Here is a 14,515-nt window from a genome sequence, read left to right as displayed (position 1 = left end):
AGCACATTAATTTCGAGGCATTTTTTTGCTACAATAGATGCAATTTTTTATGCATATTCGATCTAAGCTACTATGACTGACGCTCAAACCGCTCAAAATATTGCAACCACATACGATCCAACCGAGATCGAAAAGAAGTGGTACAAAACGTGGGAAGAACAAGGTTACTTCAAACCTTCTGGTCACGGTGAATCATTCTGTATCATGATTCCGCCACCAAACGTCACTGGTAGTTTGCACATGGGCCATGGCTTTAACAATGCCATTATGGATGCCCTCACCCGTTATAACCGCATGATGGGTAAAAACACGTTGTGGCAACCAGGTACAGACCATGCTGGTATTGCAACTCAAATGGTTGTTGAGCGTCAACTTGGCTTACAAGGTGTAACTCGTCACGACTTAGGCCGTGAAAAGTTCATTGAAAAAGTTTGGGAATGGAAAGAACAATCTGGCGGCACGATCACTAAACAAATCCGTCGCTTGGGTTCTTCTGTAGACTGGTCACGTGAACGCTTCACGATGGACGAAGGTTTATCAAACGCAGTTAAAGAAGTATTCGTTCGTTTGCACGAAGACGGTTTAATTTACCGTGGTAAGCGCCTAGTAAACTGGGACCCTAAACTTCAAACAGCTCTTTCTGACCTTGAAGTAGAAAGCAAAGAAGAAAAAGGCTCACTTTGGCATTTTAAATATTTCTTTGAAGACAAATCAGTTAAAACTCAAGACGGCAAAGACTATTTAGTGGTTGCAACAACTCGTCCTGAAACTTTACTCGGTGATACTGCCGTTGCTGTTCATCCTGAAGATGAGCGTTATGCGCACCTTGTTGGTAAAAACATCGTCTTGCCAATTACGGGTCGTTTAATTCCAATCGTTGCCGACGACTACGTTGAAAAAGACTTCGGTACTGGCTGTGTAAAAATCACGCCTGCTCACGACTTCAATGACTATGACCTAGGTAAACGCAATAGCTTACCAATCATTAATATCTTCAACAAAAACGCCGAAGTTTTAGGTGAGTTTGAATATATTGCAAAAGCTGGCGAACAAATTTCTAAAACCATTACTGCACCTGCAGACTATGCTGGTTTAGAGCGTTTTGAAGCACGTAAAAAATTAGTTGCCCAAGCTGAAGCTGAAGGTTGGTTAGACCAAATCCAACCGTATGACTTAAAAGCGCCACGTGGCGACCGTTCAGGTGTAATCATTGAGCCGTTACTTACTGACCAATGGTACGTAAAAATTGCTCCGCTTGCTGAACCTGCAATTGAAGCAGTTCAAGATGGCCGCATTAAGTTTGTTCCAGAGCAGTACAGCAACATGTACATGGCGTGGATGCGTGACATTCAAGACTGGTGTATTTCACGTCAGCTTTGGTGGGGTCACCGTATTCCGGCTTGGTACGATGCAAATGGCAATATCTATGTAGGTCGTAACGAAGAAGAAGTACGTGCGAAAAACAACATCGCTGCTGACGTTGAACTTAAACAAGACGAAGATGTTCTTGATACATGGTTCTCATCTGCACTTTGGACATTCTCAACCTTAGGTTGGACTGGCGATGCACAAAAAGATGCAGCAAATGATTTCTTAAAAACTTTCCACCCAACAGATGTATTGGTGACTGGTTTTGACATCATTTTCTTCTGGGTTGCCCGCATGATCATGATGACCCTACACTTCATGAAAAATGAAGATGGTACATCTCAAGTTCCATTTAAGACTGTTTACGTTCACGGCTTGGTACGTGATGGTGAAGGTCAAAAAATGTCGAAGTCTAAAGGGAACGTACTTGATCCATTAGACTTGATTGACGGTATTGATTTAGAAAGCTTAGTTGCAAAACGTACAACTGGCTTAATGAACCCTAAAGATGCAGCGAAGATTGAAAAATCAACGCGCAAAGAGTTCCCTGAAGGTATTAATGCTTATGGTACTGACGCAGTTCGTTTCACGTTCTGTGCACTTGCAAACACTGGTCGTGACATCAAGTTCGACTTAAAACGTGTTGAAGGCTACCGTAACTTCTGTAACAAAATCTGGAACGCGACTCGTTTCGTTCTGATGAATGTTGAAGGTCAAACTGTTGGTCAAGAAGCGCGCCCTGATCTTTGGGAACTTCCAGAACAATGGATCATCAGCCGTCTGCAAAAAGCTGAAGCTGCTGTACATCAAGCGTTTGCAACGTATCGTTTAGACCTTGCTGCACAAGCGATTTATGACTTTATCTGGAATGAATACTGTGACTGGTATGTTGAGTTAACTAAACCAGTTCTGAATGATGCAGAAGTTTCAGAAGAGCGTAAAGCTGAAGTACGCCGTGTATTGCTTGCTGTGATGGAAGCTTCTTTACGTTTGGCTCATCCGTTAATGCCGTATTTGACAGAAGAAATCTGGCAGACTCTTGCACCAATGCTTGGTCAAGGTGGTCCAACGATTATGACTGCTCAATACCCTATTCCAGAGCAAGCAAAAATCAATGAACAAGCTGAAGCAGATATGCAGTGGCTTCAAGGTTTGATTGGTGCAGTACGTAACATTCGTGGTGAGTTGGGCTTAGGTAATGCGCGCTTGTTGCCAGTATTACTTCAAAACACATCTGATGCTGAACGTGAACAAATCATTCGTATTGAAGCATTGTTCAAAGCATTGGCAAAAGTTGAAAGCATTGAGTTCTTGAATAAAGACCAAGAGCCACCTTTGTCTTGCTCTAGCGTTGTAAGCCATGCATCGGTATTTGTACCAATGAAAGGCTTAATTGACCCTAAAGCTGAGCTTGCTCGTTTGCAAAAAGACTTGGATAAAATCCAAAAGCAACACGACCAAATCGCGGGCAAACTTGCAAATGAAGGCTTTGTTTCTAAAGCACCAGCGGCTGTTGTTGAAGGTGAAAAAGCGAAGCTTGCTGAGTTTGCTGCTCAGTTAGAGAAAGTTAAAGCGAATATGGAGCAAATTGCTGCGCTTTAATGCAGTAATTTGATTCAAAAAATCCCCTCAAATGAGGGGATTTTTTTATTTTTTAATAAATGATTTCGCTAATCTATTTTCTTTAGTAGCAAATGTAGTGTAGTAACGCTCTTGTAAAGCATAAATAAAGATTCTCAAATCTTCATCATTATTAATAATATATTTACCATTTTCATCTTTTGATAAATCATTAATCTGCTCCATATAAGAATGTAACTCTGTTTTAACAGCATCATCATATGAATTATATTGCGATAAAACTAAAGCAATATGTTTACTATTTACCATACTAATTTTATCAATATCAAAATCACTAGAAACATTCAAAAGTGGAAGATTTAAAAAAGTCTGTTTTTCTGGCTTAGATGCTTCTCTATATAATAAATTTAAGTTGTTAAAAACATTATTTATTCGGCTAATATTTTTGAAATATAAGGTATTTGTAGTGATATTATAAAGTGCGTCTGGTTCTTCATTGATAATAATAAATGGTTTTGTAACCACCTGAGCCTGCTCAGAAAAAGTTAAGACTTTCTTACCATAAACCTTAGATTTATTAGGGATTTTTTGTAAAACAAACCAATCAGTACCACTTTTTCTATAGACAATATATAGAATTTTTTGGTAATCACTCTCATCTATAGTTGGTAGGCTTGTTTTAATTTGACGATTTAATCTTTCTAAAGGATCTGAAATTTTTTCATCTTCATCAGATTCCTCATCCTCATCCTCATCCTTTTTTAAAACATGATAAAACCATTCGTCATCTTCAAGAGAACTTGGATATGTATATGGAACAGCTTTTATGTTATCTGTATCTAAAAATGTAAATAGATCCGGACAATTATCATCAGACAATACAAGATAAAATTTTGAGTTAGCCCTAGCATAAAGACAATTCATAAAGTGAATTCCATTTTTCTCAATTAGCTATTTTTTAAAAGATAAGTATGATTATTAATCTTAATTAAAGCAACCTCTTGTGTTTTACTACCATCAGAATTTATGAAAAAATCTGATGCTATCTTTACTTCTTTTTTTGTAATGATCAATATTCTAGATTTATCTTTGTTATTCACAAAATAAAATTTATACCCCAAGACTAAAAACAATGGATTGAAGTAGAAGAAGCGAGTGTTATACAAAATAAATAACATTAAAATAAAAAATAAAATAAAAGATTTTATTGTTGGTAGACTAATAGCTACAAATGCATACCCCAAATACACTGGCAAATAAAAATCATTAGCCTGTTCAAAAACATCTATTTGTTCTTTATCAAAAAGAATTTTATCTAATTTAAAAATTAAGTATTTAATTGAAAGATTAGTTAAAAAAATCAATATCAGTAGAATTAGACCGTAAGTTACATAAGGGAAAACTAGCTTTAAAACACTGCTATCAATTTTGTTAATTATTGGCAAAGATAAAAGTTCCGTATAATTGATACGCATCTTGAACTCATCGATCCATAATTTTTCATGTGAAATAAGAAAAATTAGAACCGCCAGAGCCATTGAAATCATTGTAAGGCATAAATGTACAATATTTCTTACTAACATTTTTTCATTCCTTACTTTATAACGTCCCTTAATTATCATATCAAATTAATTATTTAACATCTTATCAGAGACATAGTTTGTCGCAATAATACTAAAAATGTGATTTTATTAATCTTAAATTTAAGATTTTTATTTAATTCAGTTAATATTTTTCACATGATACTTAAATCATCGATAGATATATACGTGCATAAATTTCACATGAAATTCTCTCTCTTTATAGAAGTGGTGAGTATTAGTTCAGAACATTTCCGCCACAAATCCTCTAACACCACATCCGTCCGACCTAATGTATTACTGTTCCAATACCTTAAAACTCTAAAACCCAAAGTCTCTAAAAACTTAGTTCATTCAGCGTCATATTCTTTCTCATCATCAGTACCATGCTGCCTACCATCTAACTCAATGGCCAAGCCTAATTCATGACAATAAAAATCCACAATATATAATGCAATCACATGCTGTCTGCGAAATTTCAACTTCATGAATCGTTTAGAATGAAAAAATTGCCACATAAGATTTTCGGCATCTGTCGCATTGCTTCACATGGTTTTGGCAAATTCTAATAATTGTAGATTTAGCTTCATTCTTTATTTTCCATTTTAATTACTCTCACCCTAAGGGAGAAGGAGTATCCTTTGTGAATTAACTTATTATTCGATAAACAGTGAAGTTCCCTCTCCTCATCGGAGAGGGATAGGTTACAAAACCCCATGCCCCAATAACATCTCTACCCCACTCACTTTTTTCATATGTTTTAAACGTTCCTTTTCCCACTTCAACTGTTGTTTTAACTCAGCACAGTCAGCATCTACAGCTTTATAGACATCACTAATATGTACATGCTCTGCTTTCACATTCTTGGCTAACTGAAAAGAATCCAAAATCTCAGCAATTTGGCTTTCAAGCTGCTGACTTTGTGCATCTAATGCCAGTTTATAAAACCGCAACTGCTCGGCAGATAATTCTTTAGCGCCTAGCCCTTTATTCTGTTCAAGTTGTAATTGGAGTTTGAGTAAATAGAACAAGTCCTGCTTTTCATAGGCCTGACTTGCTTGTTGGAATAACTCAGTTTTTTCCTGTTTTTTTGTTTCATCTTGCTCACGGTCTGGGTGAATCATCGCGGCAATTTTTAAATAAACTGTTTTGAGTGACTGCGCTGCCATTTGCTCAGCTTGTTCACGTTTCTGTTGCTGTCTTTGCTGCTTGGCTTGTTCTCGCGCTTGTTGTTGCTCGGCAGCATACTGTTCAAAGTCTTCTTCAAGTTCTGGACTTTCATCAACGCTTTCTTCATATTCAGATTTTATTGGCTGAGCTTTTTTATTCTTTTTTACTAACTCTTGAGTATGTTGCTGATAAAAGGTATCAATTTGCTTCACTAAGTCCAACTGCTCAGCAGATAGCATTTTGGAACGCTTCAACATTTGTGCAAGCTGGGCATTTTTTTCATCGAGTTGTTGCATGTCTGCTTTAGAAAACTCATAGCTATGCAACATATTCCAAAGTTGATCCAACTGCTGAAATAAGACTGCATGTAAATCACTATACACAGGCATCAGTTTTTGCCGAATATGCTGTTGAATCTCGGCTTGCGCATTTTGCCATGTGCTCAGGCTAACTTTTTGCTGTTCTATTTTATCAATCAGGCGATTCAGTTTTTTCTGCTGTGCAGATGGTTCAGACCTTTGCTGCAAGCTCACTTTGAGATCAAAGGACATATTCATCCACCTGAAAAAGAAAAAAGTGTAGCAATAATCAGATGAGGAAGGTAGCCAAGCATTCTTTAAGTGTTAAGAGACCTAAAATTTATATCTTAAGAAATCCACCAAATCACCAGTGGTAAAGTGACGGCAGCACATAGAGTTTGAAAGCTAATCACGGCTGCCATAAGCTGACTATCGCCACCTAAAACTTTGGTTAAAATGTATGAAGCTGAAGCAGTCGGTAGCGCAAAGAAAATAACTAAAATTTGTGTTTGCAAGCTTGGCAAACCAAACCACATACAAACTGCGTAAGCCAAAGCAGGTACTGCTAAAAGTCGTGCAAACGTGTCTGCCGCCAATACCACAATGTCTTTTTTAATTTGCATAAACTGTAAAGCTGCGCCAACACATAACAAACCCAGTGGCAAACTCGACACTGAAAAAAGCTTGATAAAGTGAGTAAAGCCTTCCCAAATCGGGATTTGAAGTGCATTGACTGCTGCCCCTACTACACACGATGCAATTAAAGGATTTTTAAGGAGTGCAATCAAAACAGGTTTAATTGCCATGTGTTCTTTAGAGGTTAGAGCAAGCACCGAAATAACATTTACCAGTGGAATGCAAAGCGCCAATAAAATTGCCAGTATTGCCATTCCTTCACTTTTAAAAAGCGAAGTCACTAATGCCAAACCAATATAGGTATTAAAGCGAACCATACTTTGTACGTGCACACCAAAACGTGCAGGGGGTATTTGCCAAAACATTCGGAGGATGTATAAAAAGGCGGTGACTGCTAAAACCACAATCAACATCGCAATGATGGCTGTACTCAAGCTTTGTAAGTCAATTTTCGCGGTCGATAACGTACTGAAAAGCAAAGCAGGAAATAAAATATAGTAATTCAGCTTCTCAGCCCCAGCCCAAAACTCATCGCTAAAAAAACGATATTTTTTAAATAAGTATCCCGATGCAATTAGTGCAACTAAAGGAAAAAGAGATAAAACAATGCTATTCATTTCTTTTCTCGAGTTTTGTCGGGGCTTGCTAGTTTAGGAACTACCTTGGCTTACTCATATATTAAAGATAATGAAAACTCATGATAAAATGAGTTTTTACTCATAACAAATACAACATGACATTTACCCAACTTGAAATTTTCGCACTCATTGCAGAACTAAAAAGCTTTACTGCTACAGCAGAAAAATTGGGAATTTCACAGTCGGCAGTTTCTCATGCGCTTAAATCATTAGAACAACAATGGGGCATTAACCTGATTTCAAGATCCCAGAGTGATATTGAGCTGACTACGACAGGACAGCAGCTACTTACTCATGTAAAAGAGCTACTAAGCATTTCCGATACCTTAGAAAAAGAAGTGGCTGCAATCCACGGTTTAAATGAAGGCACATTACGTATTGGATCTTTTGGGGCTTCATCATCCATATATCTATTGCCTGAAATTTTAGAAACCTTTCGGCAGCGCTACCCTAAAATCGAAATTTATATTGATGAAGGTGAAGATAAAGAAGTTGCCCAGTGGTTATTGGAACGGCGCATAGAGGTTGGTTTTTTAATTATGCCAGATGAGCGTTTTGACACGTTTCCATTAATTGAAGATCGTTTTGTGGCCCTAATTCCGAATAGTTACGCGCTTGCGCAGCAACTCTATATTGATCCAGCACAGCTAGAAAACTGCCCTTTTATTATGACAATGGCGGGTAGTCGACATCAGGTCGAATTAATTTTAAAAAACTTTAATGTGAAACCCGACATCAAATTTTATGTTTCACAAATTCTAAGTATCGTCAGCATGGTCCATAACCAGTTAGGGATTTCGATTGTCTCTGATATGGTGCTCACCAAAGAGTTACTCTCACTTTATCCCCACGTGGTTAAACGCCCTTTTAAACCGAACCTTAAACGTTCTATTGGTCTCGCGGTCAAAAATAAAAAGCACATGAGTCCCGCTGCAAAAGCTTTTATTGAAGTCGCACAATCGGTTTGGTCAGATCATTAAATGATTACAAATAATTTTTAGGAATTTTATAACGAACTCTTTCAGGTCATTTTATAAGCGTATTAGATGACTTGTAACATAAAAAGCGCCAAAACTACCCCTCTTTAACCAAATCAACGCACCATTTATCGCCAAAAACCACTTATTTAATCCAAATTGGTGCGCTTATTGCATATTCACTTTTATGCAATTGAGTTTGTTTCGACAAACTTAGGTTTTTAGATTCCTTAAATCTATTTTGGTGCAATTTACAGACCCAGATTTGTTCCAAAATGGAATTTAGCACTTTTTTCGAGCATGCTATGCAAAATGTAGATCTATTTTTCTTATTACTTGGTGCAGTTTTGGTTCTTGCCATGCACGCAGGTTTTGCATTCTTGGAACTTGGTACGGTTCGCCATAAAAATCAGGTGAACGCACTTAGTAAAATTCTGACTGACTTTGCCCTTTCTGCAATCGCATATTTCTTTGTTGGCTACTACATTTCTTATGGCCAGCACTTCTTCCATGATGGTACGGTTTTATCAAGTGATCATGGCTATAACCTCATGCGTTGCTTCTTTTTACTTACTTTTGCTGCGGCAATTCCTGCCATTATTTCGGGTGGTATTGCTGAACGTGCAAAAATGCGTTCACAAGCAATTGCCACACTTGCTTTAGTTGCGCTGGTATATCCATTTTTTGAAGGTATGGTCTGGAATGGTAACTACGGTCTGCAAAAGTGGTTAGAAACAACCTTTGGCGCAGCTTTTCACGACTTTGCAGGTTCAGTCGTAGTTCATGCCATGGGCGGTTGGATTGCACTTGCTGCTGTCATTTTATTGGGTGCCCGTTCTGGTCGTTATAAGAAAGATGGTCGTGTAAGTGCTCATCCACCTTCTTCTATTCCATTTTTGGCACTTGGCTCATGGATTTTAATTGTCGGCTGGTTTGGCTTTAACGTCATGAGTGCTCAGCGTGTTGATGCAATTTCTGGCTTAGTTGCCATTAACTCACTTATGGCAATGGTTGGCGGTACAATTACAGCAAATGCGATTGGGAAAAATGACCCTGGTTTCTTACACAACGGTCCACTTGCTGGTTTAGTGGCAATCTGTGCAGGCTCTGACATTGTTCATCCAATCAGTGCACTTGTTATTGGTGGTGCAGCGGGTGCCATGTTTGTGTATCTATTCACCTATACTCAAAACAAACTTAAAGTTGACGATGTGTTAGGTGTATGGCCGCTACATGGTGTATGTGGCGCATTTGGTGGTATTGCAGTAGGCCTATTTGGTCAACAATGGCTTGGTGGCTTAGGCGGCGTATCATTTATCTCACAGCTCATCGGAACAGCGCTCGCAATTGCTATTGCGCTTGCTGGCGGCTTTATTGTTTACGGTTTACTTAAAGCGACCATTGGCATTCGCTTATCTCAAGAAGATGAGTTTCGTGGTGCAGATTTGTCTATTCATAAAATTTCGGCAAACTCTGAAGAAGGTATGTTTTAATTCTGTGTAGGCACGACAGAGTCTTTTCTTCTGTAATAGCAAATAACATCAGTCAATTACGTTACTTTTGTTTCGGCAAAAGTAACCAAAACCATTTCCATTCACAAAACCTGTTCCTTGTTTATTACTATTCAAATAGTTTGCAAAAACTTTAAACTTCTTATGCTCAACAGGTTGTGAATGGATACACTCACTCATCATTTTGGTCACGAAATTAAATTTAGTTTAAGAGCAATTTAAGTTTTATTTTATGTAATGCCTTTACTCACGATCTAATTGATGTTGCATGGCATGAATCAACAAAAACAATTTTTCCAGATTAATATCATTTTTCTTTTTCTCAGTTTTTTCCTGCTTTTAATCGTTTTTCCAGTGGGTGGGAAAATTGATATGTACCTCATCCAGCCTTGGATTGATTCAACAGGTCATTTTTTCAATCGAGACAATTGGTATCTAGAAAGACTTAATCATGAGATTGTAAAGCAGATCATTACTGGCATTTATGTCATCTTTTTCGGTCTATGGCTTGTATCATTTAAAGTTGAGAAATTAAAGCTTTATCGCTGGCAAAATGGTTATATGTTTTTTGTGAGCATGATTGGTAGCGCACTGGTTGGTCTCTTAAAATCACAATCTGCTCATGCCTGCCCTTGGAATATGGTTCATCCGACTGCTTTAAGTTATGTATGGGATTTTACTGCTAAGCATGGGCATTGTTTTCCGGGCGGCCATGCAAGTGCTGGTTTCATTTTAATGACAGGTTATTTTGTTTATCGTCTTGAGCAACCTAAACGTGCCTATTTTTATCTCATTTCAGGCATTTTATTAGGCTTTATGATGGGATGGGCACAAATGATGCGTGGAGCACATTTCCTGAGTCATAATTTATGGACAGGTTGGGTGGTTTGGGCGGTAAATATCTTGTTTTATGCCATTTGTATTCACCGCTTTGAATTTGAGAAACGAGTCAAACAAGAACTTGCCTAACTCAAGTCCTTGTTTCATGAACATGTAAAATCGTTGGAAGTTTGACCAAGACCGAAAGTCCACCAAGCTCTAAACTTCTGTCTAGTGTCAAATTCCCACCTAAACGTTGAGTTGCTCGATCTACAATCGATAGACCTAAACCACTCCCCACTTCAAGATGATGATGTACACGGTAAAAACGTTTTAAAACTTTATCATAATGCTCTGGGTCAATCCCCGCCCCGCTATCTTCAACTTGTATACACGCATCGCCATCTGTAGCAGTGAAAACAGAAATATTAATCATCCCTTCATGGGGTGTATATTTAATTGCATTATCAATTAAGTTAAAAATAATTGAATGAACAGTTGGTTCAACACTATGCATTTCAATTGGCTCGTTACGAACAAAGCCCAAGTCGATTTCTTTTTGCATAGCCAGATTAACAAGCTGTTCAACACAATTTAAAGCGACATCATTAAGCTGAAAAGCTCTCGTCGGTTCAATCACACTTAAAGAAACATCCTGCTTAGCCAGCGCTAAAAGCTGTGTCACCAAGTGCTGAATACGCGCTAATCCTTTACTCAAATTTTGCAGCGATTCCTGCTCAGGAAATTGACTAATTAAAATTTTAGTTTGTAAATTCAGAGCAGTCACAGGGGTTCGAAGTTCATGGGCTGCATCTGCAATGAACTGTTTCTGCTCGTTTTGTGCCTTAGAAATGCGCTCGAAAAGTCGATTCATTTCATCAATTGTGGGTAACAATTCTTGAGGATAATCTACAACTTCAATAGGCGTCAGCTCTTCTGAGTCACGATGAGTCAGTTCATTTTTAAAGTCATCGATCGGCTTTAACCCACGACGAATAATTGCAGCTAAAGCAAAAATCGCAAAAGGTAAAATAATCAAATATGGAATAAACATACTGCCCGCAAGCTCCCAAGCAAAAGCTTCACGGACTTTTTCTTGTTGGCTAATCTGGATTTGATAATCCTTTAATGGCAAAACATAAGTACGGATTAAACCTTGACTAGTTTTATGCGAATAAAAACCTGCTTGTGTAACGGGTGGAACCAATAAATGGAGGTGATGAGATAAATGAGCTTGGTCTTTATAAGCCCAAATATCTACAAATAGATCTTCTTCATGATAAGTTTTATGAAAATCAAACTCACTGCTTACCGTTTTCAATGGATATTCAGCTGTGCGCTCAGCTAAATAACGCATTTGCGTATCTAAAATTTCATCGACTTCTTGCAGTGCAACTTTATAAGCACTAAAAATTAATATACAACCTAAAATGACACTGAAAACTGAGGTGCCCCAAATCAGTCGTTTTTTTAATGAATAATGCACTGTTATGAAGTTCCAAAATTAAGTTACGATTGCCCTAAACGGTAACCCAATCCTCGAATAGTTCGGATAAAGTCTTTCCCAAGTTTGGCTCTCAAGTGATGCACATATACTTCAATCGTATTACTGGTCACATCACTATCGAAATCATATAACTTATCTTCAAGATTTGCTTTAGAAAAGATTTTATTTGGGTGACTCATTAAAGGAATCAGAATTGCCCATTCACGATTAGACAAATCAATACGCTGTCCTTTAAAGGTTGCAATATGTTGTTCAACATTTAAAACCAGATCACCACTTTGTAATAGTTGCTCATGATTCGCAAGCTGAGCCTCTACGCCACTACGGCGTAATAGCGCATGAATACGGGCAAGTAACTCATCAAACTCGTATGGTTTGATCAAGTAATCATCTGCACCATGGTTTAAACCATCAACACGGTTTTGTAACTGATCTCGCGCTGAAATAATTAAGACGGGAGTTGCCGCTCTTTGGCGAATTTGCTTTAAGACCTGCATGCCATCCATCATAGGTAGCCCTAAGTCCAAAAGAATTAAATCGAATTTATTTTTAGCCAACTGAGCCAGACCGTCTAAGCCATTATTGACCCACTCCACTTCAAATTGATGATATTGCAGCAACGTTATTGTTGACTCTGCAATCATAAAATCATCTTCAATCATCAAGATTTTTGTCATGTTCTAGGCTCGCTTTAATTCACATGGGCACAAGAGTGCAGCATATCCAGTTGAGGGTTGATGACCTGAGTTTTTACACCTAACAAACTCAGTAAGCTTGGGAATAAATTATCCTGACTTAACTTTTCTTTAGTTTGTTGGCCTAAACAACTCACTTGTGCAAGGTTGTGTTGTTTCCAGCTATCAGAAAACCACATCATCATTGGTACATGCGTTTGTTGGGTCGGTGCAATTGCATACGGTGAACCATGTAAATATAAACCATGTTCACCCGTTGATTCACCATGATCAGATAAATACCATAAACCTGTTTGATATTTCGATAATTCTTTTAGGTTATTAATGATCTGACTTAACACATGGTCTGTATATACAATTGTGTCATCATAACTATTTAATAACTCTGTTTGAGAACAACCCTGTATCGCATTAGTATCACAAGTCGGTTTAAACGGTTGATATTGGGCAGGTGCACGCTTGTAATAGGCTGGACCATGACTTCCGACTTGGTGTAAAACAATGAGTCGCGGACGAGTGTCTTCTTTAGGAATAGTCGCTAAATACTCATTTAAGCTATCAATTAAAATATCATCATAGCATTCGCCATCTTTACACCATTTTTGCTTTAACTTTTCAGGTGTTTTGTACTGTTCAACACGATCACAAGTGCCCTTACAGCCAGAGTTATTATCAATCCAAGTTACTTGGTAACCCGCACGTTTAGCAATGTCCAATAGACCTTCACGATGACTTGCTAACTGTTCATCATAATCAACACGAGGCATTCCAGAGAACATACATGGAACCGACACAGCAGTTGCTGTACCACATGAGCTGACTTGGGAAAAATTCAAAATATCTTGTTTAGAAAGTTCCGGATTCGTATTTTTCGAATAACCATTTAATGCAAAACTTTCCGCACGAGCTGTCTCACCAACAACGAGAACCATTAATTTAGGCAAGTTGCTTTGTACTTGCTGAACTTGATGAGCATCTTCTCCATAATGTATAAGTGGCAAGTTCTTCTTAGGTGCCATTTTGTGGTAATAAGACATTAAGGAAGAAATGCTATTTTGTGGTGAGATCATACCTTTCAAATCACGATGCTCACGAAAAATAGATGCAAAATCAACATAGTAAACAAATAGTAAAATACCCACGATTGCACATGAGGCTACAATCGAACCAAGCTTTTTCATCAATAAATAAGATACTTTTTCTTTTTTAAGTTTTACCTGCGTAATTAAAATAATAGGTAAAACCACAAAGAAAATTGTCCAAAGCCCAAAACGTAATGAAATTAAATCAGAAACTTCAGAGACATCGGTTTGTATCATATTTTGAATCTGATCTGGCGAGATGATTACACCTAATGTATTTACAAAATAAGAGCTAAAACCACCAATAAAGACCAGCAAAATTGCAAAAAGTTTGGCCGTCCATTTCCAGTTTAAGATTTGTAAAAGCGCATAATAAGCAGTAACCACAATAAACACTGTGGCAGCTAAAAATAGAATAGCCTTTACTCCAAAATATGGAGTTAAAATATCAATGCTATGGAAGAAACCAATATTGAGAATGGCCCCCAACCAAATAGCTAAAATTAAATTAAACATAAACAGCGAAATCTGTTTATTTTTTAAAGTAGAAAAAAAATTCAGCATCTTGGGTGACTACAATCTTTTTATGATGCTCTAATGTAGAAATTGAAACTTAAAAATGACTTAAATAAAAAATGATCTAATTCAGAAG

The 14,515-nt window shown here is 37.5% G+C and carries 12 protein-coding genes and 1 pseudogene; 4 read left to right on the top strand and 9 right to left on the bottom strand.

The window, feature by feature from the left end; translation table 11 throughout:
- The first annotated feature begins 72 nt into the window (after positions 1 to 72).
- On the top strand, positions 73 to 2,970 hold the full coding sequence (locus tag KTI79_RS15345) for a valine--tRNA ligase (RefSeq protein ID WP_032056100.1): 2,898 nt from the start codon (positions 73 to 75) through the stop codon (positions 2,968 to 2,970).
- A 45-nt stretch (positions 2,971 to 3,015) separates the two neighbouring features.
- On the opposite strand, the gene KTI79_RS15340 is transcribed toward KTI79_RS15345, so the two are convergent.
- The 5 genes and pseudogenes from KTI79_RS15340 to KTI79_RS15320 form a co-directional block, all read right to left on the bottom strand.
- Positions 3,016 to 3,873: a hypothetical protein gene (locus KTI79_RS15340; RefSeq protein WP_032056099.1), complete on the bottom strand. Its 858-nt coding sequence runs from the start codon at positions 3,871 to 3,873 to the stop codon at positions 3,016 to 3,018.
- A gap of 23 nt (positions 3,874 to 3,896) precedes the next feature.
- Entirely contained in the window at positions 3,897 to 4,532 is a 636-nt protein-coding gene (locus tag KTI79_RS15335) for a hypothetical protein (RefSeq protein WP_032056098.1), read from the bottom strand.
- 197 nt (positions 4,533 to 4,729) lie between these two features.
- A pseudogene (locus tag KTI79_RS15330) lies at positions 4,730 to 5,119 on the bottom strand (endonuclease domain-containing protein).
- Positions 5,120 to 5,233: 114 nt separating this feature from the next.
- The gene (locus tag KTI79_RS15325; protein ID WP_032056097.1) at positions 5,234 to 6,250 is read right to left on the bottom strand and encodes a molecular chaperone DnaJ; all 1,017 of its coding nucleotides are present in this window, start codon (positions 6,248 to 6,250) and stop codon (positions 5,234 to 5,236) included.
- A gap of 95 nt (positions 6,251 to 6,345) precedes the next feature.
- Positions 6,346 to 7,251, bottom strand: a complete 906-nt coding sequence (locus KTI79_RS15320; RefSeq protein WP_032056096.1) for an AEC family transporter — start codon at positions 7,249 to 7,251, stop codon at positions 6,346 to 6,348.
- Between the two features lie 116 nt (positions 7,252 to 7,367).
- Between KTI79_RS15320 and KTI79_RS15315 the strand changes: the two genes are divergently transcribed.
- Together KTI79_RS15315 and KTI79_RS15310 are read left to right on the top strand one after the other, a co-directional pair.
- The gene (locus KTI79_RS15315) at positions 7,368 to 8,252 is read left to right on the top strand and encodes a LysR family transcriptional regulator (RefSeq protein WP_032056095.1); all 885 of its coding nucleotides are present in this window, start codon (positions 7,368 to 7,370) and stop codon (positions 8,250 to 8,252) included.
- A gap of 302 nt (positions 8,253 to 8,554) precedes the next feature.
- Positions 8,555 to 9,742 (top strand): ammonium transporter, encoded by a 1,188-nt coding sequence (locus KTI79_RS15310; RefSeq protein WP_016143347.1) that lies wholly within the window; start codon positions 8,555 to 8,557, stop codon positions 9,740 to 9,742.
- Between the two features lie 48 nt (positions 9,743 to 9,790).
- On the opposite strand, the gene KTI79_RS15305 is transcribed toward KTI79_RS15310, so the two are convergent.
- The gene (locus tag KTI79_RS15305; protein WP_104075282.1) at positions 9,791 to 9,952 is read right to left on the bottom strand and encodes a hypothetical protein; all 162 of its coding nucleotides are present in this window, start codon (positions 9,950 to 9,952) and stop codon (positions 9,791 to 9,793) included.
- A gap of 69 nt (positions 9,953 to 10,021) precedes the next feature.
- Here KTI79_RS15305 and KTI79_RS15300 point away from each other — a divergent pair, with 69 nt between their 5' ends.
- Positions 10,022 to 10,729 carry a phosphatase PAP2 family protein gene (locus tag KTI79_RS15300; RefSeq protein ID WP_079284418.1) on the top strand — a complete coding sequence of 236 codons (708 nt, stop codon included), beginning with the start codon at positions 10,022 to 10,024 and terminating at the stop codon, positions 10,727 to 10,729.
- 1 nt (position 10,730) lies between these two features.
- Here KTI79_RS15300 and KTI79_RS15295 read toward each other — a convergent pair whose 3' ends face one another.
- The 3 genes from KTI79_RS15295 to KTI79_RS15285 are packed head-to-tail and all read right to left on the bottom strand — an operon-like array spanning position 10,731 to position 14,427.
- Positions 10,731 to 12,065, bottom strand: a complete 1,335-nt coding sequence (locus KTI79_RS15295) for a two-component system sensor histidine kinase PmrB (protein WP_032056092.1) — start codon at positions 12,063 to 12,065, stop codon at positions 10,731 to 10,733.
- A gap of 23 nt (positions 12,066 to 12,088) precedes the next feature.
- Complete coding sequence (locus KTI79_RS15290; protein WP_002116411.1) at positions 12,089 to 12,763, bottom strand: DNA-binding response regulator PmrA; 675 nt, start codon at positions 12,761 to 12,763, stop codon at positions 12,089 to 12,091.
- A gap of 14 nt (positions 12,764 to 12,777) precedes the next feature.
- Complete coding sequence (locus KTI79_RS15285; protein ID WP_086375831.1) at positions 12,778 to 14,427, bottom strand: phosphoethanolamine transferase; 1,650 nt, start codon at positions 14,425 to 14,427, stop codon at positions 12,778 to 12,780.
- Between the last annotated feature and the right edge of the window lie 88 nt (positions 14,428 to 14,515).

Source organism: Acinetobacter sp. WU_MDCI_Abxd143 (genome assembly GCF_025514195.1).
GTDB classification, from domain to species: domain Bacteria; phylum Pseudomonadota; class Gammaproteobacteria; order Pseudomonadales; family Moraxellaceae; genus Acinetobacter; species Acinetobacter pittii_H.
The sequence above is the reverse complement of the archived record's forward strand: the minus strand, read 5'-3'. Positions and strand labels throughout refer to the sequence as shown.